Origin of the sequence: Streptomyces sp. NPDC059785 (genome assembly GCF_042732375.1) — a bacterium.
Taxonomy (GTDB): domain Bacteria; phylum Actinomycetota; class Actinomycetes; order Streptomycetales; family Streptomycetaceae; genus Streptomyces.
The window spans coordinates 26254-53127 of the sequence record NZ_JBHWHV010000035.1; the positions used below are offsets into that span (position 1 = coordinate 26254).

The window sequence follows — 26874 nt, forward strand, 5'->3', positions numbered from 1 at the left end:
TCACCGGCGGCTCCTGCTCCGCCCGCCCACGGCTCACTCGATGCCCTGGCTCTCCTCCAGGTGGGCCAGCGCGCCGACCGGCTCCTCGGCGAAGAACACCAGGTCGGTGAGGGGCCTGGGCAGGAAGCCCTCGTCCTCCATGCGCCGGAACTGCTCCTTGAGGCCGTCGTAGAAGCCCGCCGTGTTGAGCAGCACGACCGGCTTCTCGGTGTGCCCGTGCTTCTTCAGCTCCAGGATCTCGGTGGCCTCGTCGAGCGTGCCCGTGCCGCCGACCATGACGACCACGGCGTCGGACTTGGCCAGCAGCAGCGCCTTCCGCTCCGCGAGGTCCCGCGCGACGACCATCTCGTCGGCGCCCTCGCGCGCGCGGTCCGCAAGGAACTCCACCGAGACCCCCAGCAGCTTCCCGCCCGCCTCCTGCACACCGTCCGCGACGACCTTCATCAGCCCGACGTCGGAGCCGCCCCACACCAGGGTGTGGCCGCCCCTGCCGAGCAGCTCCGCGAACTCGCGCGCGGGGCGGGTGTAGCGGTCGTCGAGGTCGGCGGCGGAGAGGAAGACGCAGATGTTCATGCCGCCTACGGTACGGCGGCCGGGGCGGCGCGAGGACCGTACGGCCCGCCGCCCCGTACGGTGCGCCGGCCCGCTGCGGCCTGCGGGGAAGAACTCCGCGCCGGGCGGTGCTGCACAGGTATGGCAAAGGGACACACGATCACCATCGAGCAGGGCACGGAGCCCGTACGCGTCGTGCACAACGGCCAGGTCCTCGCGGAGAGCGACCGCCCGCTGCTGCTGCACGAGACGGGCCTTCCGGTGCGTTACTACATCCCTCCGCAGGACGTCCGCCTCGACCTGCTGACGCCCTCGGAGACCCACACACACTGCCCCTTCAAGGGCACGGCCTCCTACTGGTCGCTGCCGGACGCCCCGGACCTGGTCTGGGCGTACCCCGAACCGAAGCCCGACGTGGCACAGATCAAGGACCACCTGTGCTTCTACGAGGTGAAGGTGGGCTGAGGGCACCACGCAAACCGCGCCTCGTGATGGCGCCCGTCCCGAAGTGGTGCGGACGCCTGGACGAGACCTACACGGCTCCACGCCACAGTTCGGACTCCACACGGGCGAATCGACGTTCCAACCGGTCAAGGTCGACGAGCGCCGCTCCCATTCGCCGACGGAAGGTCTGTCCGTGACCTGTCGTCCTCAAGTGTGCGAGTTCATGCACAAGGACCAGATCGATCAGCGCTGGGGGAAGCTGCATAAGCGCCCAGTGCAGAGAGATTCGTTCGGTGTCTCGGTCGCAGGCCCCCCAGCGCTCACCGAGTTCACGAGCCACGACCTGTCGTGGCACCACACCGACGGTCGCGGCAAGTGACTCGGCCCGGGCCGCCAGCCACCGACTGCCTCGGTCGGTGTACCAGTCGGCCAGCAGTCGGGCCCCGTCCTGGCGGCGGGCCGGCTGGGGTAGCTCCAGCCAGCCGCGATGCAGACGGACTCCTCGCGCTTCTACCGCAGGCAGCACACGCAGCCGGTACCGTCGGCCGAGATAGGCGAAGCTCGCACCGCTGACCAGCTCCTTCACAGGCTGGCCGGGGCGCGGACCACGCTTGCGCACCTCGGCTGCCAATCGCGGCAGCCGCGAACGGACCGCGTCCGCCACGGCCGCAGGCTCGGCGTCGGCCGGCACGGCGAAGAGCACCGCGCCGTCTTCGGCGACCTCGATGCCCAAGGTCCGCCGCCGAGGCCGCACGGCCACCCGCCAGCGCCACTCCTCAGGCAGTGGCAGGGCGGCGAGTGCCGACTCGACAGTGATGCTCACGCTGTATTCGTACCACTCGGCACCGACAGGGTCCGTCAGGGGCCGGGCGGCCGGTCTCCGCCGCCACGCCGCAAGAAGTCCTGGCGACGGGCCTCCGCCAGCCTGACCAGCTCGGCGGCGACATCCGCCGTGTCCTCCCACTCGAGACCGAGGCGAAGCTCGACCGTGCGGCGCAGGCTCTTGCGGGCGTCGATCCGGGTCGCGGCAGAAGTCGTGAAGGATGGCATGCGTACCAGATTCACCATCTGGTCGGTGATCGTTCGGGCAGCGGCGTGCAGCTCCGGTACGGGGGGCAGGGGAAGCACTCCAGCCTCTTCCAGGGCCTTGGCGAGCGCCCGGCAGACGGGCCCTTCGGTGAGTGGATCGAGTCCGGCCGCCGCGTCGGCACTCCCGGCTTCCGCCTCCGCCGCGTTGACATCACCGACGAGCCGGACGAGGTCGGCAGCGGCTTGCTCGCTGTCGTCCCGCATCTGGCGCACGATCGCGTCGAGGCGTTCGCTGAAGCGGTCGTACGTGGTGCGGTCACCGGCCAGACGGGCGGTGATCCGGGTGCGCAGGGAGCTCTCCATATAGGCGATCCGCGCCCGTGCGTCGGGATTGGCGTTCACCCGCTCCATGAACTCGGGGTCACTCAGGTCGACGCGCGGCACGCGAAGCTCCGCCTCGTCGGCGCGCAGGTGCTGCGCGATGAGCTGCCTGACCTTGGCGCCGTAGCGGCGCGGGCTGAACTCGTCGCGCCCGTCCAGATAGCGGCGGCGTACCAGGTACTGGACCTCGCCGAGATGTCCCGCGAGCCGCTCGTACGGCAGGGCGGCCGGGCGGGGCAGCACGGCGCCGAGCGCCGACAGGAAGTCCCGGACCACCTCGTCGAACTCACCGCGCGTGATCGGGTCACGCAGGGTGTCCAGCAGGTCCTCGCGTCGGCCCTCGTCGTCAAGGGTGACGACGCCGGCCGTGTCACGGACCGCGAGGCCCTGGCCGTCGAGGAAGCGGAACAGGGCGTCATGGAGGTCGGTCAGGAGCCTGTCGGCTGCCGCGTCCGCCTGGAGCAGCAGGCCGTCGCCCGTCGGCTGGCCGGGCGGATAGTGACCCTCGTCGTCGCGCCTGAGATGGTCCACGCCGACCCGCTCGTACCCGTACACCGCGCGGAGGTGCCGCTGGTCGTACGCCCGCAGTTGCCGCGCGAGTTCCGGCCCGACGCCCGCGTAGTCGACGACCAGGCCCCACTCCTTCTTCGGGTGGGGGCGATTGGTCCTCGCCACCGCCTGGAGCAGGTTGACGCCGCTGATCGCGCGGTCGAGATAGAGGACCTGTTCCACGGGAGCGTCGAAACCGGTCAGCAGCATGGACTGGACGACGAGGAAGGCCAGCGGCTCCTCACCGTCCTCCTGGCCGACGCTGCGGGCACCTTCCTGGTGCGGAGCACCGTCGCCGTCGCACATGCCCGGTACGGCCCACTCGTCACCGCCCAGGGCGCCCCTGCCACCGTCGAGTCCCTGCCCTGCGGGGCCATGGGGATCGGCGTCCCACGAGGGGTCGTCCGCTGCGGCCAGCGGGTCCCCGAGCCCTTGCAGAAACCGTTCGATGTACGCGTCCTGCCGGGACTTGAGTTTCCAGCGGCGCCAGCTCTCGGGGTCTCTGCCCGGCGCCGTGGGCGAGCGTCCGGTGATGACCACGGCAGCGTTTATGGAGCGCAGGAGCTCCCGCTGGCGCTGGATGGTGAGCAGCTCGCGCGTCGGCTCGTCGGCGTCGAGCGCGGCGTTCGGGTCGTGTACGAGATCGGGGTCCAGGGCGTCGATCTCGGCGAGGAGCCGGTCGCGGGCGGCGAGCAACGCGTCGCGGTACCGTACGGCGGCGAGCCGGGAGACGGCGACGACCTGGGCTCCGAAGCGGTCGGGCAGCGCGTTGACGGCCCAGTGCCGCAGCATGTGCTCGGCCTTGGCGGCGATGACGACAGGCGCCTCCTGGATCTCTTTGCGCCGCGCGAACTTGCGCAGCACGCGGCGCCGTTTGTCCGGATCACTGGGGACCCGCTCGTCGAACCGGGCATCGAGTACGGCCTTCTCGACGACCTCCAGGGGCACGTCCCACGCCTCGTAGCGCACCGGCACGACGGAGCCGTCACGCTCCGCGTCCCGCAGGGTGTACGTGTCGGCGAGGCCGCCGAAGATCTCCTCGGTCTTCTTACGGGTGTCGTCGATGATCGGAGTGCCGGTGAAGCCGATGAGGACGGCGTTGGGCAGCATGCTGCGCAGCCGTGCGTGCAGCCAGCTGTCCTGGCCCCGGTGAGCCTCGTCGACCAGGACGACGATCCGCGAGCTCTGGTTGGCGGGCACATTGTGCAGCCGCGGGGGTTCGTCGGCGTTCCCCAGCGTTTCCTCGGTGCCGTCGTCGGCGCTGTCGTCCCGGCGCGCCTTCTGGAGCATCACCAGGACGATGTCCGGCACGTCCACGCCGAGCTGCGCACGGGCGTCGGGCACCGATGCCGCACGATGAACGGTTTCCTCTGCCGCGGCCAAGGAGCGGCGGATCTGTATCTCCAGGTCACGCCGGTCAGTCACGACGACGACCTTGTGGGTTCTGAGCTTCGGGTCGCTTCGAAGATGCCGCACGAGAAAGGCCATGGTCAGGCTCTTGCCGGAGCCTTGCGTGTGCCAGATGACACCGCCGCGGTGGTCGGCGGCACGGCCGGCCGCGACGGCCGCCTGCCGATCCCGCAGTCTGCGCGTGAGGGACGTCACGGCACGGAACTGCTGGTAACGCCCGATCACCTTGACGGTACGACCCCCTTGCAGCCGCTCGGTGGTGAAGTCCCGCACAAGGTCCAGCAGGTGCCGGGGGGTCAGCGCACCCACGGCCAGGACCGCCATGTCGCTGCCGCAACCGGAGTCCGGCGCGGGCTCGGTGGTGCGCCACGGGGTGAAGAACTCCGGATCGGCGGTGACCGTGCCGAGCTCCGCGTGATCGCGGTCGGTGGCGACGAGGAGCTGTGCGAAGCGGGTGAACGAGGGGACGGGTGCCGCCGCGTACACACCGGCGTACCCGAGCACCTGGGCGACCGCGGCGTCGAGTGCGGCCCGGCTGTCGCTGCCGGAGGTCAGCGGGGCCTTGCACTCGACGACGACCCAGGGCAGTCCGTTGACGAACAGGACCAGGTCCGGAGTGGCCGGTGCGAAGCCATCCCGCTCGACGCGGAACTGGGACACGGCCAGCCAGTCGTTACCGTCCCCCGCGCCGCCCTTGCCGTCGCCGGGACCGTACTCCCCGTACTCCCCGTCCCAGTCGACGAGCCGGACGAACTCGGGGTCGCCCTCCTCCCAGCCGACCAGGGTGCGGGCGTTGACGCCCGCACGCAGGAGCCGGGTCGCCTGAAGATTCCCAGCGACGCCGGGTTCCGCGCGGTCGTGTCTCCGGCTGGTCCCGAGTACGAGGCCGAGCAGCGCGTCGAGCTGGGCCGAGTCCAGCCAGGGTCGCCCGTCCGCGCCGGGATTGATACGGGCGACGGCCCTTTTGAAGCGCTCCGGGTAGTACGTCTCAGTGAAGGACCGCCGCTCGGAGGCCGCCGGGTCGGTCGCGGGCGACCCGGGCGGCGCGCCTTGCAAGTGTTCCCATTCCAGGCCCACGAGCTGTTCGATCAGTGGCTTCTCGGTCTTCGCATACTCCGGTAGTGCCCGCGCCACTGGCCGCTCTCCCGCCCGTCACCGCATCGTCAACGACCGCCCCGCGGCTCCCTCACGAAGCGTGCGGACAACTGTACTCGCGGGGTGCGGATATGACCGGGGCAACGGTGATCGGGAACGCCCGCCGCGAGGCGTTTCCGGGGCCGCCTGAAACGGAGCGGGAGGGGGCGGGCGTCTGAGTTCGCCCGTCGCCTGTCAGGCGGCGAGCGCGGCGGCCGGGTCGTCGTCCGGCGGCGGTGCGGGAAGAGCCAGCTCGAACCAGAGGGTCTTGCCGCCCGGCCCCATCGGTGCATCGCCTATGGCGCAGCCGCCCCACCGGTCGGCGACCGCCCCGAGGATCAGTAGTCCGCGCCCGCCGTCGGCGTCGGTCGCGGGGAAGGCGGGCGGCGCTCCGAGCGGGCTCGGCAGCGCGGGCAGGTCGGGGCTCATGTCCCAGACGCTGATGCGCAGTACGGGGTGCAGCCACTGGAGCCGTACGGAGGCGGGCCCTTTGGTGTGCTGCACGGAGTTCGTCGCCAGCTCCGACGTCAACAGCTCGGCTCGGTCGTTGAGTTCGGTGAGGCCGTGTGCCGTGAGGATGGCGCGGAGGGTCACGCGGGCGATACCAGGGCCTCTTGGGTCACAGGGGAAGTGGAGCTCGTATTGCCAGGGAGCGGTGGAAGGGAGGGGCGGGGGGTGCGGGAGGCCGGTGAGGGGGTTGAGGGCGGGGAGGAGGTAGGAGGCGATGGCGGGCGGGGGTGGCCGGTGGACGTCGTTCTGGGGCCCGGGCCTGAGGCGGGGCTGGCTCGGGTTTTCGTTTTGGTCGTGGTCCGTACTCACACGGCACCTCCAGGGTGCTCGGTCGCGGTGGATCAAGTGGACGTGCGCCACGCGTTCTTCGGCCGCCGGTGCGGTGGCTCTGCCGCGCCGCGCCTGCCGTCCCGGGCGGGCAGGTGGGGGCGGTGCGCTTCCGGGGTCGGCGGGGAGGAAGTGGCACGGGTCACACCGTAGACCAGTCCGACTCACTAGTGAGTCCAACTTCCACTTTCTAGTGAACACTCACTTGACTCACTAGACCACATACTTGGCGGTTGACAGACTGCCCGCGCACACGAGAGAGGACCTATGACTTCACGGAACACACCCACGCATCGGAAGCGCCGCCTAGCCGTGGAGATGCGCCGGATGCGCGAGCAAGCCGGCATCTCGATCCAGCAAGCCGCTTCGCTGCTGGGCTCGGACCGGACGATGATCTCCAACATCGAAGCAGCACGAACCGGCCTCAGCGAGGAGCGAGTACGCCAGATTGCATGTCACTACAAGTGCCCGGACGCAGTTCTCGTCGACGCCTTGGCAGCCATGGCCGCCCCTCGCCGCCCCAGCTACTGGTGGGACGAATACAGCGGCAAGCTGCCGGAGGGGCACCTGGAGGTGTCCGAAGTCGAGCATTTCGCCACCCGGATCCGGACAGCGCAGACAGTGCACCTGCCCGGCTTGTTCCAGACAGAAGACCACGCACGGGCAATCTTCGAGTTCACCGTACCCAAGCTGCGACGGCTTGAGGTCGAGCTACGAGTCGAGCACCGGCTCAGGCGTCAGCGCATCCTCAACGGCCAGAACCCGACGCCGTACGTCGGCATCATCCACGAGGCCGCCTTGCGCCTGGAGTTCGGAGGACGAGACGTCGCCCGGGCGCAACTTGAGCACCTGGCGAACGCAGCCGACAGGGACAACGTGACCCTACTGGTGATCCCGTTCAGCGCAGGAGCCTTTCACGGGGCGGGACAGTCGATCCTGTATGCAGAGGGTTCGGTGCGACAGTTGGACACAGTGCAGCTCGATACGGCACTCGGCGCGCACTTCGTCGACGCCCCGAGCCCTCTGGCAAACTACCGTTCTCTTCTGGACCTGATGGAGCAGTCCGCGCTCCCTCCCGGTGAGTCGCAGCAGCTCATCCGGTCCGTCGCACGTGACCTATGAAAGGAAACAGGAAGATGAACAGGAGTGATTGGCAGCGTTCATCATTCTGCGGAGGCGGAGGTAACAACTGCGTCGAACTGACCACCTTCGGCGGCAGTGTAGCCCTCCGCGAAGGTGACAGTCCGACTGAGGTTATAGAGGTGAATCGGAAGGCACTGCTGTCGCTTATACGCGCGGTAAGGCAAAGCACCGAGCGAACGCTCAGGTCAAGCCACTGAGTCCAGCACCCGCTGACCGAGGAGGCTTTCGACGACAGCCTGCTGGACTGTGCGGCACTTGACGATTTTCCTTTCAATGTTTTCGATGCGCCTACCGAAAGCACTGTTAGCAGCAACAATACGCTGCTGCTCCTCGACGTCGATCTTCGGAAGCCTGATTGCCTCAAGCTGCGACTTGGGCAACTGAAACTGTCCGCTTGACCCTCGCATGGCCTGACGAATCTGTTGCCGCACCGGGTTGAATTCGAGAACGAGCCCCAAAAATTCCGACAAAATTTGATCCTCATCAGGCACCAGCCGATACATCAAGTCGGACAGCAATAGTCCGGATCGCACTTTTCGTGCGACTCGCACCGCGCCCACAAGATCCTGTGCGCCGTTGACCCGAACCATAAGGACATCACGATCGCGAATTTCAAGTGTGCTCACCGAGGGCCCAGCAACAGGTAGACACTTCGCTTGATCTCTCGCGAAACGCCCACTGGTGAAGGCACTCAAACGAAGAACGCCCCACTCCCCATCCATAGGTTGGCGGGCAATAGTCCCTGCCCCCAATCCTGTTTCAATATCGATGAGCATGCCCCCGAGCGGAGATGCGGTTGCGTCGAATGAGCAACGCAAAGAATGAGTGCGCAACGCTTCACCGCCAAGCCGAACCTTTTCTCGCACTCGCTCTAGATTCGAAATTCGACGTTCGAACGCAGTATACGCGGCGACAATACGGCGCTGCTCACTCAGCATAGGGAGCGGAATTTCCAACGCCGTAACAAGTTCAGCGCCGATCTTGACCATGCTTTCACTGGTACCGCGCGCTCCTGTCGTCACCTCTCGGCGAACCCGGGCGGAGCGGAGAACGATCTCCAGATACTCGGACAGACACCGGTCTTCATCAGTACGCAAGCGCATCATCAAGTCCGGATAAATGGTGGGCCGCCCAGTGGATCTGTAACGGCCGACGAGCCCCACCAGCTCACGTGTGTTCGCCCGGCTCATCAGCAGATCACCGTCCGACAGAAGCGCCGCACGCGCCAGCGGCGTGTCCGGAACGTTCTTGAGCTGGATCGGAGCAAAGCCATTCGCCGTCAGACAACCGAGGCCCAGCGCCTGGAGCCCTGTCCAACCGGCCACCGCTTTGGGTGAGTAACCATTCCTCGGGTTCCCGAGCAGTACGTCACCCAAGCGCACCCTGGGGACCACTCGACCCTCACCGCCCATAACCCAACTCCTCCAGCCACCCCGTCAGCTCCGTCTGAGCCTCCGCGCTCTCCTCTTCAAGCTCCGCCAGCGACACCGCATACTTCTCGGCCCACCGTCGGTACGTCGCGACCAGCTCCCGCCGGCCGACGGCCACCGCGGCCTCAAGTCGCGCCGACAGGCTCTCGTTCAGGATCGCCAGTACGACCTCACGCGTCCGCTCATCGTCCGCCAGCGCCAGCTTGGCCGCGGCGAGAAGCTGCGGCAGGAACTGGTCCTCCAGCGCCTTGCGCTTCTTCGTCGCGGCGGCCCGTTCCTTCTTCCGGAGCGCCAACTGCTTCTCCAGGCGGGCCAGTTCCTCGGGGGACACCGGCTCGGCGGTCGACTCCTCTCCGTCGACTTCGCCGGACTCCTCCCCCTCCTCCGACTCGTCCGCGTCCTTCGGCTTCACCGCCGCCAGAGCTTCGGCCGCCTCCTTGAACGCCGCGTCCGCCGTAGCCGACGCGGTCTCGGCTTTCCCGTAGGCGTCCAGGAAGTCGGGAATCAGCAGCCTCACGACCGGCCGGTCCAGCGCCGCACGCCGGTCCGCCGCCGACACCGTCGCCCGGCGGGTCGAGCCGGTGGACGCCACGGCCGGGGTCAGGATCGCCTCCGTGGAGTCGACCCAGCCTTCCAGCACCCGCTTGAAGCCGCCGGCCGCCAGCGCCTTCATGTCATAGCGGGACTCCGTCCACCAGTCAGCGACGATGCCCGCCGTACGGTAGCGGTCGAGGACTTCCACACCCCCGATGGCCTCGGCGAAGCCGTCCAGTAGGCCGCTGCGCAGGTCCATGAGCTTGCGCGGGCCGTTCTTCGCCAGGTGCACGAACAGTTCCTGGCCGTCGGCCCACCAGGTGTCGTACGCCTCCCGCAGCTCGGCCTCCCTCGGGGCCGCCAGCTCCGGGATGCGGACCGCGCTGGCCTCCGGGCCCTCCGGCAGGAAGTCGTAGTAGGCCGGGTCGTTCTCCCGTACCGCGAACAGCGAGGCCGCGTCCACCCCGTATGCGTCGAACAGGTCCCTCTTCGCCGCGACCTCCGCGACCGGGACTCCGCCGTACAGGTGCGCCCGTACATCGTGCGGCTCGGCGGGCGGGGAGTTGTCCACCCAGCGGCGGATGTTGAGATTGGCGTCGGCGGCGAGAAGATCGTCGCGCTTCACGAACGCCGAGTAGCCGGGGACCTCGCGGCCCTCCTGGAAGACTGTAACGATCTTCTCGACGTGTTCCGGACCGAGTTCGTTCTGGTTACGGCCCGGCGTGAAGTCGCGGTCCGCGTTGATGAACAGGACCCTCTTTTCGCGGGCCGGAGACTTACGGTGGGGGCGGCGCAGAATCAGGATGCACGCCGGGACGCCGACCCCGTAGAAGAGGTTCGGGCCGATGCCGATGACCGCCTCCACGCAGTCGTCGCGCAGCAGTTCCGTCCGGATGTCGCGTTCCTTGCCGCCCCGGAAGAGCACGCCGTGCGGCATGACGACGGCGACCATGCCCCGCTCCTCCAGCACACCGAGCATGTGCTGGGCGAACATGAGGTCCGCCTTCTTGCCCTTCTCCGGGGCCCAGCCCCACTTCATACGTGTGCCGTGCCTCGCCTCCGCCGCCTCGACCGACGGGCGGTCGTAGAGCTGGGAGAACGGCGGATTGGAAAGGATCTTGGTGAACGTGCGGAGCCGGCCTGTGGCGGGGTCGATGTGCAGCGGCTCCGTGAGGGTGTCGCCGTGCCGGAGGTCGAAGTCACGGATGCCGTGCAGGACCATGTTCATGCTGGCCATCGACCACGACTCGGGCCGCAGGTCCTGGCCGTTGACGCCCAGTTCCTCCGGCCTGCCGCCGTGCTCCTCCACGTACTCCCTGGCGGCGATGAGCATGCCGCCCGAGCCCATGCACGGGTCGTAGACGGTCTCGGTGGGCTGCGGGTCGACCAGGCGCACCATCATGCGGACCACGGAACGCGGGGTGTAGAACTCGCCGCCGCTCTGACCCGCGCTGTCGGCGAAGCGCGCGAGCAGGTACTCGTACGCGGCACCCAGCATGTCCGGGAACTCGAAGTCCTCGTTGCGCAGCCGGTACATGCTGAAGTGGCGGATCAGGGAGCGCAGTTCGGTCGTGGTGAAACGGGACCGGTTGCCGATTTGGGCGTTGAAGTTGATGTGAGAGGTGACTCCGGCGAGCAGTACGTTGCCGGCCTCCAGCGCGGCGAGCGCTTCGTCCAGACGCTCCCCCACCCGTTCGGTCAGCTCGGAGATACCGGGCACGAATCCGTCGGGCAACTCGGGATCACGGTGTGGCCCCGCCCACCAGCGGGCGCGAGGGGGGACGTAGTAGACGCGGTCGTACGAGTCCGGATCGTCCGCCCTCTTCCTGGCGCGCTCCTCGTCCCCCGTGGCCTCCAGCGCCTCCGCGTGCACGCGCTCCCATTCCGGCTGGAACTCGTCCGAGCAGCGCTTGAGGAACAGCATCCCGAAGATGTAGTCCCGGTAGTCGGAGGGCTCCATGCGTCCGCGCAGGATGTCGGCGGCGGCGAACAGGTGCCGTTCCAGTTCGGGCAGGGTGATTCGGGCCACGCGCCGGTCCTTCGTGTGACGGGATGCGGAGGCACCCCGTGCCGGGTGGGGCCGGAGTGCCCTGGAAGCCTAGACGCCCGGCGGGCGAGGCGGAAACGAGACCGCGGTCTCCGTCCGATCGGCGTCGCCGTAGCCGTATCCGTGGTCAGCCTTCGGTGATGCCCAGACTCACCAGCAGCCGCCAGACGTCGGTGGACGGGTCCCGGTCCAGAACCGGACAGCCCGGCGCGTGGCCTGACCGGGCCGCCCAGCGCTCGGGAGGCTTGGGACTCGGCGGTGCCGCGACTTCGTCGTCGTACCGCTGGCGGGGCGGAACGATCTTTGCCTGTGTAGCCTTGCACGCCCCGTACTCGCACTGGGCCAGCAGCATCTTCGCGTGCGTGATCGCCTTGTCGGCCTTGTCCTCCAGGGCCTCTTCGCGCTGGCCCTTGACGCTCTTGTCGTTGCGCTTGTCGAAGTTCTTGAACGCGGGGTGGGCTGCGCGCAGCTTGTCGTGGACCAGCTCGCTGCTACCGCTCTGCGCGCCCCCGAACGGCTGAAAGTGCAGCAGGAGCCACAGGTCGAACGAGGGGTGGGAGAAGCACACCTCCACGCCTGTCGCCGCGGCCTCCGCGACGGCCTGCGGGATCTTGGTGTGCTGGTCACGGTCGAAGAGCGCCCAGGCCTCGTCCTCGGCGGCGCGGGCCTTCACGGCCTCGACGACCTCTTCCGGCTTGAGCCCGTTCTTCTTCTTGACCGTGTGGATCAGGAACGGCTGTCCGGTTGCCTCGCCGTTGCCGAAGCGGTTCTGGAGGTACTTCAGGTAGTCCGGCTCCGTGGACTCGCCTTCGCAGCCGACGTAGAGCACTCGCTGCCGTCGGGTGGCAGCGGGGACGGAGGGTACGGCCGGTACCAGCGGACTCTCCGCTCTGCGGTCACGGCGGCCCTTTTTGCGCCTGCCCTCGCCCCCAGGCCCCTCCGACCCGCCCGGTCGAGCGCTCGTACCGCCGCCGGGCCCCTCGTTTCTTCCGCCCCGCCTGGTCACGCCGACGCCCTCGCCTCCCGCTCGCGTTCCTTTTCCTGCTCCCGCCAGGACAGCTCGCGGGCCATGTCACCCGCGCCGATCCGCGGGACGCCACCGTAACGGCCCCGCAGATAGCCGCGTTCCAGATTTTCGCCGGGGCCTGGGTCAGCCTCGGTCAAGCGGTAGACCTCTGTCTCGCCGGACGTCCGCTTCGCCGTGATCCACACCTGATCGCGGCCGAGCGGGCGCTCCAGCACCTCGCTGCCCAGCAGCGTCGCGTCGTGAGTGGTGAAGATCAGCTGGGCGTCACGCGGGTTGGCCTGCGGGTCCTGGAAGAGGCGTACGACCTCGGCGGCCAGCGTGGGGTGGAGACTGGAGTCCAACTCGTCCACGAGCAGCACGGAACCCTTGTCGAGCACGTACAGCATCGGGCCGAGGAAGGCGAACCAACTGTGGGTGCCGAGCGATTCCTCACCATGGAAGTCCAGCGGGGCCTCGTCACCGCTGGACGTGCGGTGGCGCAGCGTCACTTCGCCTGTATCGCGGTCGATGTCCACACCGGTCAGGCCGAGGTCGGCGATGGCCAGGAGCTGAGTCAGACGCCGGGTGTAGTCCTGCGGTCCGGTCTGTGCGCGCGCCTTCGCACTCGCGGAGGTGCCGGCGAGGAGACGGCGCGTCCAGTCGGTCCGGGCGGCGACGTCCTGGCCCGGCGTCACCAGCCACAGGTTGTCCAGAAACCATCGGTGGATCGCCGACAGCTGCGGATCGTTCAGGGCGGCGGCGGTGGACAGGAACAGGGCGTTCGGACGGGTGAAACCGACCAGGTCGTCCCGCTTCCCCTGGAATCCACCTTCGTCGAAGACGTACTCGTCGCCCTCCGACGGCGGGCGGTCCGCCTCCCGGTCGAACCAGACGACCCGCTCACCCTTCGGGTACGCGTACAGCCATTCGGCCTCCACGCGGTCGTCCGACAGCTCGAAACCGTAGGTGTAGCGGACGCGCTGCCGCCCCAGTACGAGGTCGACCTCGAAGACGGACGTCTCGTCGCGGGCCTCCGGATCCAGCTTGAACGGCTCGCGCGGCACCCCCGTCAGCTTCGTCCACTCGGCGAACGACTCGCGTACCGCCCTGCGCATGAAATACATCGAACTCAGCAGGTTCGACTTCCCCGAGGCATTGGCACCGAAGACGCCCACCACTGGCTCGACCGACACCTCGTCATCGCCCTGACGCAGACCGGTGACACGCGCGGCACCGTCGTCGTAGTCCTTGGTGCCGACCAGCGACAGCTCGCACTCGTCACGGATCGACCGGTGATTGGCCACCCTGAAGCGCAGCAGCACCGTCGACCTCCAGGTGGACGGGCGGGGCGCCCGTCCTTCACGTGCTCGTGTCTGGCCATGCGGGAATGACCATGCGGACGTTCCGCGGTAGCAGCCTATGACGGCTGCGTCACCGGAGCCACCCCCAGAAGATCAGACGACCGCGGCCGTCGCGCGCGTGGTCGTCGCGATCGTCGCCGAGCCCACCACCCGGGTGCCGTCGTAGAGGACGATCGCCTGGCCGGGGGCCACGCCCCGGACGGGCTCGGTGAAGGCGACCTCCAGGTGGCCGTCGACCAGTTCGGCGGTCACCTCGGTCTCGCCGCCGTGCGCCCGCAGCTGGGCCGTGTACGCGCCGGGACCGGCCGGCGCCGCGCCGCACCAGCGGGGCTTGATCGCCGTCAGCGCCGAGACGTCCAGGGACGCCGCCGGGCCCACCGTCACCGTGTTGTCCACGGGGGAGATGTCCAGGACGTAGCGCGGCTTGCCGTCAGGGGCCGGGGTGCCGATGCGCAGGCCCTTGCGCTGGCCGATGGTGAAGCCGTACGCGCCCTCGTGGCTGCCGACGACCGCCCCCGACTCGTCCACGATGTCGCCCTCGGCCTTGCCGAGGCGGCCGGCCAGGAAGCCCTGGGTGTCGCCGTCCGCGATGAAGCAGATGTCGTGCGAGTCGGGCTTCTTGGCGACGGCGAGGCCCCGGCGCTCCGCCTCCGCGCGGATCTCGTCCTTCGTGGTGACCGTGTCGCCGAGCGGGAAGAGCGCGTGCGCGAGCTGGCGGTCGTCCAGCACGCCGAGGACGTACGACTGGTCCTTGGCCATGTCGGAGGCGCGGTGCAGCTCGCGCTCGCCGTCCCCGTTGACGACGACCTTCGCGTAGTGGCCCGTGCAGACCGCGTCGAAGCCCAGCGCGAGCGCCTTGTCGAGCAGCGCCGCGAACTTGATCTTCTCGTTGCAGCGCAGGCACGGGTTCGGCGTGCGCCCCGCCTCGTACTCGGCGACGAAGTCCTCGACCACGTCCTCGCGGAAGCGCTCGGCGAGGTCCCAGACGTAGAACGGGATGCCGATGACGTCCGCGGCGCGGCGGGCGTCGCGCGAGTCCTCGATGGTGCAACAGCCGCGGGCCCCGGTGCGGAACGACTGCGGGTTCGCGGAGAGCGCGAGGTGGACACCGGTCACGTCGTGGCCCGCTTCCGCGGCACGGGCGGCGGCGACGGCGGAGTCCACGCCGCCGGACATGGCGGCGAGTACGCGAAGGGGGCGGGTGCGCTGCGAGGTCTCAGTCATAGCCCCTCAAGAGTACGGGGCGGCGGGAACCGAAGCCCGCGCGTATCCGTTGAAGATCGCATGGGGGAAGAAATGGGCGGGCCCGGGAAGGGCCAGGGCGACTCGGACCGGCGCATCGGGCGCCGCGCGCTGCTCATCGGCGGTACGGCGGCGGCGGTGGGCGTGCTCGCGCTCGGCCTGGACGAGCTGGGACACCTGTGGTGGCGGCTGCCCGGCGTGGAGAAGCCCCGCGAGGAGGGCGCGGTCGACTTCCGGGGCGCCGAGTGGGTGGCGGCGTCGTCGGCGAACTGGCGGCGGGCCGACCGGCCCGACGACTACGTCATAGACCGGGTGATCATCCATGTCACGCAGGGCAGCTTCAAGAGCGCGGTGAAGGTCTTCCAGGACCCGGGGCACGGGGCCGCCGCGCACTACATCGTGGGCCAGGACGGGCACGTGACGCAGATGATCCGCGAGCTGGACGTGGCCTTCCACGCGGGCAACCGGGAGTACAACGAGCGGAGCGTCGGCATAGAGCACGAGGGCTTCGTGGACCGCCCGCAGGACTTCACCGACGCGATGTACGCGGCCTCCGCCCGGCTCACGGCCCGGATCTGCGCGCACTACTCCATACCCGTCGACCGCGAGCACATCATCGGGCACGTCGAGGTCCCGGGCACCGACCACACGGACCCGGGCCCGCACTGGGACTGGGACAGGTATCTGAAGCTGGTACGGCGGGCGCGTACCGCGAGCGCCTGAGCGCTCAGCTGGATCTCCGGTGCGCCGTCCGCGGGTTCGTCGTGGCCGGTCGCGCAGTTCCCCGCGCCCCTTCAGGGCGCTGCCCAGCGCCTCCGATTCAACTCAGCCCCGCCGACCGCGCCCGTTCCACCGCCGGGCCGATCGTGTGGGCCACCGCCTCGACGTCGGCCGCCGTGGAGGTGTGGCCGAGGGAGAAGCGCAGGGTGCCGCGGGCCAGGTCGGGGTCGGTGCCGGTGGCGAGGAGGACGTGGCTCGGCTGGGCGACGCCCGCCGTGCACGCGGAGCCCGTGGAGCACTCGATGCCCTGGGCGTCGAGCAGCAGCAGGAGCGAGTCGCCCTCGCAGCCGGGGAAGGTGAAGTGCGCGTTGGCCGGGAGCCGCCCGGCCGGGTCCGGGTCGCCGCCCAGCAGCGCGTCGGGCACGGCCTTGCGGACGGCGTCCACCAGGTCGTCACGGAGCGCGCCGACCTCCCGGGCGAACCACTCCCGCCGCTCGGCGGCGAGCCGCCCGGCGACGGCGAACGACGCGATCGCGGGCACGTCCAGCGTCCCGGAGCGCACGTGCCGCTCCTGGCCGCCACCGTGCAGCACGGGTACGGGGCTGTACTCGCGGCCCAGCAGCAGCGCCCCGATGCCGTACGGGCCGCCGACCTTGTGTCCCGACACCGTCATCGCGGCGAGCCCTGAGGCGCCGAAGTCGACGGGCACCTGCCCGAAGGCCTGCACGGCGTCGGCGTGCAGCGGCACGCCGAACTCGGCGGCGACGTCGGCCAGTTCACGGACCGGCAGCAGGGTGCCGATCTCGTTGTTGGCCCACATGACGGTGGCGAGGGCGACGTCGTCGGGGTTGCGGGCGAGGGCCTCGCGCAGCGCCTCGGGGTGCACCCGGCCGTACTCGTCCACGGGCAGGTACTCGACGGTGGCGCCCTCGTGCTCGCCCAGCCAGTGCACGGCGTCGAGTACGGCGTGGTGCTCGACGGGGCTGGCGAGGACGCGGGTGCGGGCGGGGTCGGCGTCGCGGCGCGACCAGTACAGGCCCTTGACGGCGAGGTTGTCGGCCTCGGTGCCGCCGGAGGTGAACACCACCTCGCTGGGGCGCGCGCCGAGGGCGTCGGCCAGGGTCTCGCGGGATTCCTCGACCGTCCGCCGGGCTCGTCGGCCGGCGACGTGCAGGGAGGAGGCGTTGCCCGTGATGCCGAGTTGGGCGGTCAGTGCCTCTGCCGCCTCGGGAAGCATCGGGGTGGTCGCGGCGTGGTCGAGGTAAGCCATGGTGGGCCCGATTCTACGGGCCGTGGGCCGGTCGGCTCCGCCCCCGCGTCGGGGGGACGGCGAGCGCCAAGGGGCACAGGCGCCGGTCCCGTGCTTCGAATGCTCCGCGGAACCGGGTTTCAGAAGCTCCAGGACACCGTGTTGTCGAACTGCATGAAGGCGACCAGGACGACCAGGTCGGCGACGCCGAGGCCGAGTCCGAGGAGGGCCCGGCCCTTGCGGTGGGTGCCGCGCCACAGGGCGGCGGAGGCCAGGACGACGGCGATCGGGCCGAGGAAGACGTTGAGGACCAGCAGTCCGAGGAGGCCGAGGATGAAGGAGGCGACGGCCATGCCGTCGGCGTCCCGGATTCCGGTGCGGCGGGTCGGAGCGGCGGTGAGCTGCATGAGGTTCGGCTCCAGACGGTGGATGGGCGTGAGCTCGCGACGACGGGCGGGCGCGGGGCGGTCAGTGCGTCCTGCGGCGGCGGGCGTGCCGCTCGCGCAGCGCGAAGACGGCCAGCCAGGCGGCGATGACGGTGGCGGCGACCAGGGTGAAGGACAGCGGCGCGTGGGCCACCGAGCCCATGACGACACCCATGAGCAGCAGGGCGGCGACGAGGATCAGCATGACGTGCCTTCCGTGCGACGGCGATCGGGCTTCGTGTGCGTGCGTCCGGATTCCAGCGACTCCAACTCCGGATAACACTTGTTCACTGACTGATAAGTCTAGCGCGCCGCGCGGCTTTCCAATTACGGAGAACAGTTGTTAACTGCATGGCATGAGTCACACCCTCGGCACCCGGCAGGCGCAGAAGCAGCGGACCCGGCAGGCACTGCTGGACGCCGCCCTGTCCCTGCTGGAGGAGCAGAGCCTGTCCAGCCTCGGGCTGCGCGAGGTCACCCGGGCGGTCGGCATCGCCCCGACCGCCTTCTACCGGCACTTCCGCTCCACGGCGGACCTCGGGGTGGCGCTCGTCGAGGAGGCGCTGGGCAGCCTGCACCCGATGATCGGGCACACGGTGTCCGCGGCCGGCGACAGCGAGGAGCGCATCACGCGCGCGGTCGGGCTGATAGCCCGTCACGTGGCGGCCCACCCGGCGCACGTCCGCTTCGTCGCCCGGGAGCGGCACGGCGGCGTCCAGCCGGTGCGGCAGGCGATCAGCGAGCAACTGGCCCGGTTCGCCGAGGAGGTGCGGGCCGAGCTGGCCAAGCACCCCGAGTCCGAAGGGTGGAGCGACGACGATCTGCTGATGCTGGCGGCGCTGTACGTCGACCAGATGCTCGTGACGGCCTCGCTCTTCCTGGAGGCGCTGGAGGGCCCCGAGGAGGAAGGGGAACGGGACCGGGTGACCCGCCTGGCGGCCCGCCGGCTGCGGCTGATCAGCATCGGCCGCCGCCACTGGCTCGGGTGAGGCCGGGACCAGGACCGGGGCCGGGACACCACGACGGCCGAAGGGGGCACGACGACGGCCCAAGGGGGCGCATCCGGTGAGTGAATCCGGACGCGCCCCTCAGAGCCTGTGTCAGCTCTTGGTCGCCTGCTGGCTCGGCTGCCCGCTCGGCTGCCCCTGACCGCCGCCCTGGGCGCCGCCCGGGCCACCGCCGCAGCCACCGCCGGGACCGCCGCCCTGCCCGCCGCCGCCGGGGCCACCGCTCGGCATCCCGGACGGAGCGCCGGAGGGCGCCTCACCGGTCGGCATGCCCGACGGCGTCCCGCTGGGCGAGCCGGAGGGACGGGCCGAGCCGGTCGGCATGCCCGACGGCGCCCCGGACGGACCGCCGCTCGGCATCCCGGACGGCGGCTGGCAGCTCTGCTGCGCCGAGTCGCCGCTGCCCGACGAGGATTCGTCCGAACCGCCGCAGGCCGCGAGCAGGGGCGACAGCGCGAGCAGGGCGACGGCGGGGACGAGACGTGCGCGCTTCATGAGCAGCTACTCCCGGATCAAGAGGTCATGACGCCCATGGACTTCATGAGGATCATGAAAGGTTTCTGAGAGGCGCATGCAACCAACCGTCCTTAGGGCCCAGTTGGGCCCCCGCTGTGACCGCCCTGTGGTTCCGGCAAAGCCGGACTCAACACACCGCTGCGACCTGGGCGTTCACTCACCGGATCGGTCCTGCCGCCGGTACAGCTCCGTTACGGAGGCCGCCGCGGCGGCGAGTTCGGCCCGTACCTCGTCGGGTTCGAGCACCTCGATCCGGTCGCCGAAGGCGAGCAGGGCGCGCGCCTCCCCCACGACGCCGTACGACAGCCGGGCGGTGACCCATTCGCTGACGCCGTCGTCGTCCGGCAGGGCCGCGAGCGAGGCGGCGTTCAGCCGCAGGAACAGGTCGAGCCGGGACCGCCGTACCCGCACGGTCACGTCGAGACCGCCGGGCCGCTCCTCGACGCGGCGGCGCAGCACCTCCCAGACGTCGGCGAGCTCCACCCCGGGGCGGCGGCGCACCGGCTCCGCGAGCGGCGTGGCCGACCGCACCCGGTCGGCGCGGAACAGCCGGGGCCTGCCGCGCCGGTCGGCGACGAGGTACCAGACACCGGCCTTCGACACCAGGCCGTAGGGGTCGACGGTGTACGTGCGCGGGTCCGCATGACCGCTGTGCCGGTAGCGCAGCCGCAGCCGGCGGTCGGCGAACACGGCGTCCTGGAGCACCGCCAGGTCGACAGCGCGCCGCGGGCCGCCCAGCCATCGGGTGGCGTCGACGAGGACACGGCGGCCGGTCAGGTCGGCGGCGGGCCGGTGCGGGGCGGGCAGCGCGGCCATCACCTTGCGCAGCGCCGAGGCGAGCGCCGCGTCGAGCCCGAGCGCGGCGTGCGCGTCCTGCGCGGCCAGCACGAACAGCGCCCGGGACTCGTCGGCGGTCAGTCCGGTGACGTCGGTACGGAATCCGGCGAGGAGTTCGATGCCGCCGTGCCGGCCGCGCTCGGTGTACACCGGGACACCGGCGGCCGACAGGGCCTCGACGTCGCGGTAGACGGTGCGGACCGATACCTCGAGGCGCTCGGCGAGCTCGGGTGCGGTGACGCGGCCGCGGGTCTGGAGCAGCAGCAGGATCGACAGCAGTCGGTCGGATTTCACCGGAACAGGATTCCGTACCGCTCAGGAAGAATCAGTCCCGCCCGGCGCCCTCCGCACCGCCCGCGAGGACCCCGTACCCCGCACCGCCCGCGAGGACCCCGTACCCCGCACCGCCCGCGACCCGTCCGTTCTCAGCCCAGTCGTACGCGTGCCAGCTGCCGGGACTGGGCCACCAGGCGGTCGGCGCTGTCCCAGACCTCGGCGTCCTCCTCCAGGAAGCCGTGGGCCAGATTGCGGGTGACGACGGAGACCCGCAGCGGCCCCGGGGCCGGCCGGCACCGTACGTGCACGGTCAGCTCGACCGTCGGCACCCAGCCGGCCAGACCGAGCTCGAAGGCGGTCGGCGGCAGCGCGTCGACCGCGAGGAGCAGCGAGAACGGGTCCGCGTCCCGGCCGTCGGCCAGCCCGAACCAGGACCGCATCTCCCCCTTGCCGGACGGCGAGCCGAGGGCCCAGCCCAGCGTCGACGGGTCGAGCTTGAGCATCAGCCGGTCGCTGATGGCGGAGCTGCCGGGCACCGGGGCCGGTCCGTCCTGCGGCCCGAAGCACTGCTCCATGGGCGGGATCTCCGGCGGCTTCGCGGAGGTGCGTACGTCGTCGGGGAGCGCGTCGAGGTCCCCGTACGAGGCGAGGACCCGGATCCGTTCGACCTCGCGTCCGGCGTCGTCGTACTGGAAGAGGGACGCCTGGCCGGTCGAGAGGGTGCGTCCGGCGCGGACCACGTCCGTGCGGACGACCGCCGGGCCGGGCCGGGACGCGGTGAGGTAGTGCGCGGAGACGGTGAACGGGTCGGGGTGCGGCAGGGCGTCCGCGAGGGCGCGGCCCAGGACGGCCAGCAGATAGCCGCCGTTGACGGCGTTGATGATCGTCCACCCGGCGGAGAGGTCGATGTCGTAGACGCCGGGTTCCCTGGGGGTCACCGCCGTGTCGCGGTCGAACTCGCTGTCGCCGATCGTGGCCCGACCGGCCTGTGCGGAAGCTGCTTCAGGCATGGCTGAACGGTACAACAGATAACTACTAAGCAGTAGCTTTGAACGTTTCGCCGGTACGGAGGACACGTGTCACTCGTCACCGACCTCCTGCACCGTCGACCTGCGGTTCCACGCCCGCGGCGCCCGCCAGTGGTAGTGCAGCGCGAGCAGCCGCAGCACGAAGGCGGTGACGACGGCGAGCCCGCTGGTGAACGGGGTCAGCGCGTCGTAGCGGATGCACAGCACGACCATCGTGGCGCCGACCATGGCGGGCACCGCGTACAGGTCGCGGTCCCAGCGCAGCAGCGAGGGCACCTCGTTGGCCAGCACGTCGCGCAGCACACCGCCGCCGACCGCCGTCGCGAGCCCGAGACAGGCGGACGCGGTGAGACCGAGCCCGTAGGCGTACGCCTTCGTGGTGCCCGCGACGCAGAAGAGGCCGAGCCCGGCCGCGTCGAAGACGTTCACGCCGTACTGGATCCGCTCCACCTGCGGATGGAGGAACATCACCAGCAGCGCGGCGAACAGCGGGGTGACGAAGTACCCCAGGTCGGTGAAGGCCGCCGGGGGCACGGCCCCGATGATCAGGTCCCGGAACAGCCCGCCGCCGAGCGCGGTGACCTCGGCGAGCACGGCGATGCCGAAGATGTCGAAGTTCTTGCGGACGGCGAGCAGCGCGCCGGAGATCGCGAAGACGAAGATGCCGATCAGGTCGAGCGTGTGCTGGACGGAGGGGCTGAACAATTGCTGGAGCACCCCACATTCTTACCTGGAGCGGGGTGCTCCCCTTGCGACGCGGGACCGGCGGTGAGCTGCCGGGAACCGGCTACAGGGCCGGCTTGCCCGTGGTGAAGAGCCACGTGTCGAACAGGTCGTCCAACTGCTTGCCGCTGATCCTCTCCGCGAGCCGGACGAAGCCGGCGGTGTCCGCGTTGCCGTAGCGGTGCTGCTCGGTCCAGGCGGGCAGCAGCCTGAAGAAGGCGGTGTCGCCGATGCGTTCGCGCAGCACCTGGAGGGTCATCGCGCCGCGCTGGTAGACCGCGGAGGCGAACATGGTGTCGCGCTGCGGATCGCCGACCACGGTCTGCCAGAACGCGTTGTCCGCCGGGCGGGCGTCATAAGCGGCCAGGAAGGAGTCGTGGGCGCTGCGGGTGCCCTGGTGCTCGGCCCACAGCCACTGCGCGTAGGTGGCGAAGCCCTCGTTGAGCCAGATGTCCTTCCAGTGCGCCACCGAGACCGAGTCGCCGAACCACTGGTGGGCCAGCTCGTGCACGATCGTCGTCTCGCTGCGCACGGCCGAGTAGGCGGGCTTGCTCTGCACCTCCAGGGAGAACCCGGCCTGCGGCATGTCGTCGACGATCGCCCCGGTCTCCTCGAAGGGGTACGGGCCGAAGACCTGCGACCAGTAGTCGGTGGCGGCGGCCGTGACGGCGTACACGTCGACGGTGTTGTCACCGGCCAGGACCGGGTCGATGGCGACGTAGACCGGGATCCCCGAGGGCGTCCGGCCGGTGCGCACGTCGAACTTGCCGATCGTCGCCGTCGCCAGATAGGTCGCCATGGGCCTGCTCTCGCGCCAGTGCGCGTACGACGAGCCGCCCTTGTCGTACGCCGAGACGAGCCGGCCGTTGGAGACGCCGGTCAGGCCCTTGGGCGCCTTGATGCGTATGTCGTAGGTCGCCTTGTCGGAGGGGTGGTCGCTGGACGGAAACCAGGTGGAGGCGGCGTTCGGCTCGCAGGCGACGAAGACGCCGTCGGGGGTCTTCATCCACCCGTAGTCGGAGCCGAAGACGATGGGGCCGGTGAGCGGCTCGGGGACGCCGCCGTAGGTGACGGTGACCGTGAAGTCGCGGCCCCTGCGGAGCGCGTCGCGCGGCGTGACGCGCAGTTCGTCGCCGTCGCGGGTGAACCGGGCCCGTCTGCCGTTCACTTCGACCCGGGTGACCTCCAGTTTCTGGAGGTCGAGGTCGAAGGACGAGAGGTTCTGGGTGGCGCGGGCGGTGAGGGTCGTACGGCCGTCGAGGCGGTCGGTGTCCGGGTCGTACGCCACGGAGAGGTCGTAGTGGCGGGCGTCGAAGCCGCCGTTGCCGAGCCGCGGGAAGTAGCTGTCGCCGATGCCGTCGGCGCCGGGAGAGGGGGCGGGCGAGGCGGCGACGGCGAAGAAGGAGACCGCCGCGGTGGCGACGGCGCCCCAGCGCGCCGAGCGGACCGAGCGGACCGTACGTGCCGCACGCACTGAACGTGCCGAACGGGAGAGTTTCATGAGCCGTCCCTTTCGAGCGTGTGCCGATAAGTCGGACACGGACGACTCTGAACTCTCCCGTTCGGTCATGTGCATGACTTTGCCAAGCTCATGCCATCTGCGCAGGCCTCACTTGCCCACGGGCTCCTGGCCCTCGCCGCTGTCAGCCTCGGCGTCGGTCTTGACGGCAGCGTCGGCCTCCGCCGCCACCGCCGCCGACGTCTCCGCCGACTCGGCCAGCACCTCGTCCGGCACCAGCTCGCCGGCCTGCTTGGCCGCCGTGAGCAGCACCGTGTCCTGCGGCGCCTGGTCCTCGAAGTTCTCCGGGTGGTGGCAGGCGACCTGCTGGCCCGGCTTCAGCTCCAGGAGCGGCGGCTCGGTCGTCTTGCAGATCTCCGTCGCCTTCCAGCACCGGGTGTGGAAGCGGCAGCCGCTCGGCGGCGCGATCGGCGAGGGCACGTCGCCCTGGAGCAGGATCCGCTCGCTCTTGGCGTTGCGCCGCGCCGGGTCCGGAATCGGCACCGCCGACATCAGGGCCTTGGTGTACGGGTGCATCGGCGCCTTGTAGAGCGAGTCGCGGTCCGCCAGCTCGACGATCTTGCCGAGGTACATCACCGCGATCCGGTCCGAGACGTGCCGCACCACCGAAAGGTCGTGCGCGATGATCACGTACGTCAGGCCGAGTTCCTGCTGGAGGTCGTCGAGCAGGTTGACGACCTGGGCCTGGATCGACACGTCGAGCGCCGAGACCGGCTCGTCCGCCACGACCAGCTTCGGGTTGAGCGCGAGCGCGCGGGCGATGCCGATGCGCTGGCGCTGGCCGCCGGAGAACTCGTGCGGGTAGCGGTTGTAGTGCTCGGGGTTGAGGCCCACGACCGACAGCAGCCGCTGGACCTCCTTCTTGATGCCGCCCTCGGGCGTGACGCCCTGGAGCCTGAAGGGAGCGCCGACGATCGTGCCGATGGTGTGCCGCGGGTTCAGCGACGAGTACGGGTCCTGGAAGATCATCTGGACGTCGCGGCGCATCGGGCGCATGCCGCTCACGCCGAGGTGCGTGATGTCCCGGCCCTCGAACTCGACCGTGCCCGCCGTCGGTTCGAGCAGCCGCGTGATCAGCCGGCCCATCGTCGACTTGCCGCAGCCCGACTCGCCCACGACGCCCAGGGTCTCGCCGGACTTGACCTCGAAGTCCAGGCCGTCGACCGCGCGCACCGCGCCGACCTGCCGCTTCAGCAGCCCCTTGCGGATGGGGAAGTGCTTTTGCAGACCGGTGACCTTGAGCAGGGTCTCGCCCGGGGCGGCGTCCTTGGTGAGGGTCGCCGCCGGCGCCTTCGCCGCACCGGAGTCCCCGGCCGCCGCGCCCTCGCCCTGTGCGGGGATGCTCACCTTGTCGTCTCCTGCTTTGTCCCTTGCGTTCTCACTCACAGCTTGGGCGCAATCTCTTCGGTCCAGATCCGCTCCCGCTGCTCCTGCGTCATGTGGCAGGCGGCCCAGTGCCGGCCGCCGACCTCGGACAGCTCGGGACGGACCGTGCGGGTGACGTTGTCCTTGGGGACGTCCGCGTACGGGCAGCGCGGGTTGAAGGCGCAGCCGGACGGGATGTTGATCAGCGAGGGCGGGGAGCCCTTGACCGGGATCAGGCGCTCGGTCTGCTCGCGGTCCAGGCGCGGCATCGAGCCGAGCAGGCCCCAGGTGTAGGGGTGCCGCGGCTCGTAGAAGACCTTGTCCGCGGGACCGCGCTCGACGCAGCGGCCGCCGTACATCACCAGCAGGTCGTCGGAGAGCTCGGCGACGACGCCCAGGTCGTGGGTGATGACGATGACCGCGGAGCCGAACTCCTTCTGAAGGTCGCGGATGAGGTCGAGGATCTGCGCCTGGACGGTGACGTCCAGGGCGGTGGTCGGCTCGTCCGCGATGAGCAGTTCGGGGTTGTTGACCAGCGACATCGCGATCATCGCGCGCTGGCGCATACCGCCGGAGAACTCGTGCGGGTAGTTGTCGACCCGCTTGTCCGGCTGCGGGATGCCGACCCGGTCGAGCATCTCGACGGCGCGGCGCTTCGCGGTCTTCTTGTCGACCTTGTGGTGGATCCGGTACGCCTCCACGATCTGCTGGCCGATCGTGTAGTACGGGTGCAGGGCCGACAGCGGATCCTGGAAGATCATCGCCATCTCGCGGCCGCGCAGCTTGCGTACGTGGTCCGGGTCGGCCGTCAGCAGTTCGGTGCCGTCCAGCCAGATCTCGCCGGAGATCTGCGCCTTGCGCTTGCCGTACTGCCCTGCGGTGTGCAGGCCCATGATGCCGAGCGAGGTCACTGACTTGCCGGAGCCGGACTCGCCCACGATGCCGAGGGTCTTGCCCTTCTCCAGCGTGAAGCTGAGGCCGTCGACGGACTTGACCAGGCCGTCGTCGGTCGGGAAGTGCACCTTCAGGTCACGGACTTCGAGGAAGGCGGAGGGGGTGTACGAGCTCTTGACGGGCTCGCCGACCGCCGCTCCGCTCTTGCTGAGTTCGGTCATGCGAGCCTCACTCGGGGGTCGATCACGGCGTACAGGATGTCCACGACGAGGTTGGCGACGATCACCGCGAGCGAGGTGATCAGCGTGACGCCCAGGATGATGGGCAGGTCCTTGTCGCTGATCGCCTTGAGGACCGCCTGTCCCAGTCCGGGGAGGCTGAAGGTGGTCTCGGTGAGGATCGCGCCGCCGATCAGGGCGCCGAGGTCCATGCCGAGCATGGTGAGGATCGGGGTCATGGTGGAGCGCATGGCGTGCTTGCCGATGACCACCGGCTCACGCAGGCCCTTGGCCCGTGCGGTGCGGATGTAGTCCTCGCCGAGGACCTCCAGCATGGTCGCCCGGGTGATCCGCGCGTACATCGCCGCGTAGAGGAAGGCGAGCGTGACCCAGGGCAGGATCATGCCGCCGAACCAGCCGGTGAAGCTCTCCTCGAGCGGGACGTACTGGGCGTCGAGCCAGCCCAGCCCGTAACTGAAGATCGCCAGCGACAGCAGGCCGGTGAAGTAGATGGGGAGCGAGACGCCGCCGAGGGCGACGAACATCGCGCCGCGGTCCCAGAAGGAGCCGCGCTTGAGTGCGGAGAGCACACCCGCCGCGACACCGAACAGCAGCCACAGCACGGCGGCGCCGAGCGCGAGACCCAGGGTCACCGGGAAGCGGTCGGTGATCACCGGCCAGATGGCCTGTTCGCTGCGGAAGGAGTAGCCGAAGCAGGGAGCGGCGCAGTTGGTGACGTCGCCACCGTTCGCGTAGGTGCGTCCCGCGAAGATGCCCTTGAAGAACTCCCAGACCTGGACGAAGATCGGGTCGCCGAGGCCCAGCTTCTGCCGGACGCCTTCGATGGCCGCGGGGTCGGCCTGCTTCCCGATGAACATCGTGGCCGGGTCGACGCCCGCCCACCGCGGGACCAGGAAGAAGATGCCGAAGACCACCAGAATGATGACCACCAGCATCACTGCGGCGGCGAAGAGCCGCCTGATGAGGTAAGCGAGCAC

General features: G+C 69.9%; 25 protein-coding genes. 5 read left to right on the top strand and 20 right to left on the bottom strand.

Annotation, left to right across the window (positions count from 1 at the left end; all coding sequences use genetic code 11):
* Positions 1-33 precede the first annotated feature (33 nt).
* Positions 34-573, bottom strand: a complete 540-nt coding sequence (locus tag ACFV6E_RS25095) for a TIGR00730 family Rossman fold protein (RefSeq protein WP_385162912.1) — start codon at positions 571-573, stop codon at positions 34-36.
* 120 nt (positions 574-693) lie between these two features.
* Here ACFV6E_RS25095 and ACFV6E_RS25100 point away from each other — a divergent pair, with 120 nt between their 5' ends.
* The gene (locus ACFV6E_RS25100; RefSeq protein ID WP_385464737.1) at positions 694-1017 is read left to right on the top strand and encodes a DUF427 domain-containing protein; all 324 of its coding nucleotides are present in this window, start codon (positions 694-696) and stop codon (positions 1015-1017) included.
* A gap of 67 nt (positions 1018-1084) precedes the next feature.
* Here the strand turns inward: ACFV6E_RS25100 and ACFV6E_RS25105 are convergent, their stop codons facing one another.
* From ACFV6E_RS25105 to ACFV6E_RS25115, 3 genes are all read right to left on the bottom strand, one after another.
* The gene (locus tag ACFV6E_RS25105; protein ID WP_385464740.1) at positions 1085-1819 is read right to left on the bottom strand and encodes a M48 family metallopeptidase; all 735 of its coding nucleotides are present in this window, start codon (positions 1817-1819) and stop codon (positions 1085-1087) included.
* A gap of 35 nt (positions 1820-1854) precedes the next feature.
* On the bottom strand, positions 1855-5499 hold the full coding sequence (locus tag ACFV6E_RS25110) for a type I restriction endonuclease subunit R (RefSeq protein WP_385464743.1): 3645 nt from the start codon (positions 5497-5499) through the stop codon (positions 1855-1857).
* A gap of 195 nt (positions 5500-5694) precedes the next feature.
* The gene (locus ACFV6E_RS25115; RefSeq protein WP_385464746.1) at positions 5695-6093 is read right to left on the bottom strand and encodes an ATP-binding protein; all 399 of its coding nucleotides are present in this window, start codon (positions 6091-6093) and stop codon (positions 5695-5697) included.
* Between the two features lie 510 nt (positions 6094-6603).
* Here ACFV6E_RS25115 and ACFV6E_RS25120 point away from each other — a divergent pair.
* Together ACFV6E_RS25120 and ACFV6E_RS25125 are read left to right on the top strand one after the other, a co-directional pair.
* The gene (locus ACFV6E_RS25120) at positions 6604-7458 is read left to right on the top strand and encodes a helix-turn-helix domain-containing protein (RefSeq protein WP_385464749.1); all 855 of its coding nucleotides are present in this window, start codon (positions 6604-6606) and stop codon (positions 7456-7458) included.
* A 14-nt stretch (positions 7459-7472) separates the two neighbouring features.
* On the top strand, positions 7473-7676 hold the full coding sequence (locus tag ACFV6E_RS25125; RefSeq protein ID WP_385464752.1) for a DUF397 domain-containing protein: 204 nt from the start codon (positions 7473-7475) through the stop codon (positions 7674-7676).
* Here ACFV6E_RS25125 and ACFV6E_RS25130 read toward each other — a convergent pair.
* The 5 genes from ACFV6E_RS25130 to mnmA form a co-directional block, all read right to left on the bottom strand.
* Positions 7665-8855 carry a hypothetical protein gene (locus ACFV6E_RS25130; protein ID WP_385464754.1) on the bottom strand — a complete coding sequence of 397 codons (1191 nt, stop codon included), beginning with the start codon at positions 8853-8855 and terminating at the stop codon, positions 7665-7667. The genes ACFV6E_RS25125 and ACFV6E_RS25130 overlap by 12 nt on opposite strands.
* Before the next feature lie 25 nt (positions 8856-8880).
* A complete protein-coding gene (locus ACFV6E_RS25135) occupies positions 8881-11472 on the bottom strand; it encodes an N-6 DNA methylase (RefSeq protein WP_385464757.1) in 2592 nt (863 codons plus the stop codon).
* A 145-nt stretch (positions 11473-11617) separates the two neighbouring features.
* The gene (locus ACFV6E_RS25140; protein WP_385464760.1) at positions 11618-12319 is read right to left on the bottom strand and encodes an RloB family protein; all 702 of its coding nucleotides are present in this window, start codon (positions 12317-12319) and stop codon (positions 11618-11620) included.
* A 173-nt stretch (positions 12320-12492) separates the two neighbouring features.
* Entirely contained in the window at positions 12493-13818 is a 1326-nt protein-coding gene (locus ACFV6E_RS25145; RefSeq protein ID WP_385464763.1) for an ATP/GTP-binding protein, read from the bottom strand.
* A 132-nt stretch (positions 13819-13950) separates the two neighbouring features.
* Positions 13951-15081, bottom strand: coding sequence for a tRNA 2-thiouridine(34) synthase MnmA (gene mnmA, locus ACFV6E_RS25150; RefSeq protein ID WP_385464765.1), 1131 nt, complete (start codon positions 15079-15081; stop codon positions 13951-13953).
* A 60-nt stretch (positions 15082-15141) separates the two neighbouring features.
* Here mnmA and ACFV6E_RS25155 point away from each other — a divergent pair, with 60 nt between their 5' ends.
* On the top strand, positions 15142-15822 hold the full coding sequence (locus tag ACFV6E_RS25155) for an N-acetylmuramoyl-L-alanine amidase (RefSeq protein ID WP_385464768.1): 681 nt from the start codon (positions 15142-15144) through the stop codon (positions 15820-15822).
* 97 nt (positions 15823-15919) lie between these two features.
* Here the strand turns inward: ACFV6E_RS25155 and ACFV6E_RS25160 are convergent, their stop codons facing one another.
* The 3 genes from ACFV6E_RS25160 to ACFV6E_RS25170 form a co-directional block, all read right to left on the bottom strand.
* Positions 15920-17089 carry a cysteine desulfurase family protein gene (locus tag ACFV6E_RS25160; protein ID WP_385464771.1) on the bottom strand — a complete coding sequence of 390 codons (1170 nt, stop codon included), beginning with the start codon at positions 17087-17089 and terminating at the stop codon, positions 15920-15922.
* A gap of 119 nt (positions 17090-17208) precedes the next feature.
* A complete protein-coding gene (locus tag ACFV6E_RS25165) occupies positions 17209-17475 on the bottom strand; it encodes a DUF4190 domain-containing protein (RefSeq protein ID WP_385464774.1) in 267 nt (88 codons plus the stop codon).
* Between the two features lie 61 nt (positions 17476-17536).
* The gene (locus ACFV6E_RS25170; RefSeq protein ID WP_385162923.1) at positions 17537-17698 is read right to left on the bottom strand and encodes a hypothetical protein; all 162 of its coding nucleotides are present in this window, start codon (positions 17696-17698) and stop codon (positions 17537-17539) included.
* A gap of 151 nt (positions 17699-17849) precedes the next feature.
* Here ACFV6E_RS25170 and ACFV6E_RS25175 point away from each other — a divergent pair, with 151 nt between their 5' ends.
* Complete coding sequence (locus tag ACFV6E_RS25175) at positions 17850-18482, top strand: TetR family transcriptional regulator (RefSeq protein WP_385162925.1); 633 nt, start codon at positions 17850-17852, stop codon at positions 18480-18482.
* 111 nt (positions 18483-18593) lie between these two features.
* On the opposite strand, the gene ACFV6E_RS25180 is transcribed toward ACFV6E_RS25175, so the two are convergent.
* The 8 genes from ACFV6E_RS25180 to ACFV6E_RS25215 all read right to left on the bottom strand — a co-directional run bounded on the left by ACFV6E_RS25180 (position 18594) and on the right by ACFV6E_RS25215 (position 26874).
* Positions 18594-18995: a hypothetical protein gene (locus ACFV6E_RS25180; protein WP_385464777.1), complete on the bottom strand. Its 402-nt coding sequence runs from the start codon at positions 18993-18995 to the stop codon at positions 18594-18596.
* Positions 18996-19169: 174 nt separating this feature from the next.
* Positions 19170-20147 (bottom strand): helix-turn-helix transcriptional regulator, encoded by a 978-nt coding sequence (locus tag ACFV6E_RS25185; RefSeq protein ID WP_385464780.1) that lies wholly within the window; start codon positions 20145-20147, stop codon positions 19170-19172.
* Positions 20148-20278: 131 nt separating this feature from the next.
* Positions 20279-21139, bottom strand: a complete 861-nt coding sequence (locus ACFV6E_RS25190; RefSeq protein WP_385464782.1) for a thioesterase family protein — start codon at positions 21137-21139, stop codon at positions 20279-20281.
* 69 nt (positions 21140-21208) lie between these two features.
* On the bottom strand, positions 21209-21874 hold the full coding sequence (locus ACFV6E_RS25195; protein WP_385162933.1) for a trimeric intracellular cation channel family protein: 666 nt from the start codon (positions 21872-21874) through the stop codon (positions 21209-21211).
* Between the two features lie 70 nt (positions 21875-21944).
* Positions 21945-23381, bottom strand: a complete 1437-nt coding sequence (locus ACFV6E_RS25200) for a M1 family metallopeptidase (RefSeq protein ID WP_385464785.1) — start codon at positions 23379-23381, stop codon at positions 21945-21947.
* Between the two features lie 108 nt (positions 23382-23489).
* Entirely contained in the window at positions 23490-24746 is a 1257-nt protein-coding gene (locus ACFV6E_RS25205) for an ABC transporter ATP-binding protein (RefSeq protein ID WP_385464788.1), read from the bottom strand.
* 35 nt (positions 24747-24781) lie between these two features.
* A complete protein-coding gene (locus tag ACFV6E_RS25210; protein ID WP_385162939.1) occupies positions 24782-25879 on the bottom strand; it encodes an ABC transporter ATP-binding protein in 1098 nt (365 codons plus the stop codon).
* Positions 25876-26874: an ABC transporter permease gene (locus ACFV6E_RS25215; RefSeq protein ID WP_385163017.1), complete on the bottom strand. Its 999-nt coding sequence runs from the start codon at positions 26872-26874 to the stop codon at positions 25876-25878. The genes ACFV6E_RS25210 and ACFV6E_RS25215 overlap by 4 nt, the downstream gene beginning before the upstream one ends.

Bases quoted from the DNA above. Each gene is read 5' to 3' on its own strand.
- ACFV6E_RS25095 (WP_385162912.1), bottom strand. From the start codon at position 573: ATGAACATCTGCGTCTTCCTCTCCGCCGCCGACCTCGACGACCGCTAC.
- ACFV6E_RS25100 (WP_385464737.1), top strand. From the start codon at position 694: ATGGCAAAGGGACACACGATCACCATCGAGCAGGGCACGGAGCCCGTA.
- ACFV6E_RS25120 (WP_385464749.1), top strand. From the start codon at position 6,604: ATGACTTCACGGAACACACCCACGCATCGGAAGCGCCGCCTAGCCGTG.
- ACFV6E_RS25125 (WP_385464752.1), top strand. From the start codon at position 7,473: ATGAACAGGAGTGATTGGCAGCGTTCATCATTCTGCGGAGGCGGAGGT.
- mnmA (WP_385464765.1), bottom strand. From the start codon at position 15,081: ATGACTGAGACCTCGCAGCGCACCCGCCCCCTTCGCGTACTCGCCGCC.
- ACFV6E_RS25155 (WP_385464768.1), top strand. From the start codon at position 15,142: ATGGGGGAAGAAATGGGCGGGCCCGGGAAGGGCCAGGGCGACTCGGAC.
- ACFV6E_RS25160 (WP_385464771.1), bottom strand. From the start codon at position 17,089: ATGGCTTACCTCGACCACGCCGCGACCACCCCGATGCTTCCCGAGGCG.
- ACFV6E_RS25165 (WP_385464774.1), bottom strand. From the start codon at position 17,475: ATGCAGCTCACCGCCGCTCCGACCCGCCGCACCGGAATCCGGGACGCC.
- ACFV6E_RS25170 (WP_385162923.1), bottom strand. From the start codon at position 17,698: ATGCTGATCCTCGTCGCCGCCCTGCTGCTCATGGGTGTCGTCATGGGC.
- ACFV6E_RS25175 (WP_385162925.1), top strand. From the start codon at position 17,850: ATGAGTCACACCCTCGGCACCCGGCAGGCGCAGAAGCAGCGGACCCGG.
- ACFV6E_RS25180 (WP_385464777.1), bottom strand. From the start codon at position 18,995: ATGAAGCGCGCACGTCTCGTCCCCGCCGTCGCCCTGCTCGCGCTGTCG.
- ACFV6E_RS25190 (WP_385464782.1), bottom strand. From the start codon at position 21,139: ATGCCTGAAGCAGCTTCCGCACAGGCCGGTCGGGCCACGATCGGCGAC.
- ACFV6E_RS25200 (WP_385464785.1), bottom strand. From the start codon at position 23,381: ATGAAACTCTCCCGTTCGGCACGTTCAGTGCGTGCGGCACGTACGGTC.
- ACFV6E_RS25210 (WP_385162939.1), bottom strand. From the start codon at position 25,879: ATGACCGAACTCAGCAAGAGCGGAGCGGCGGTCGGCGAGCCCGTCAAG.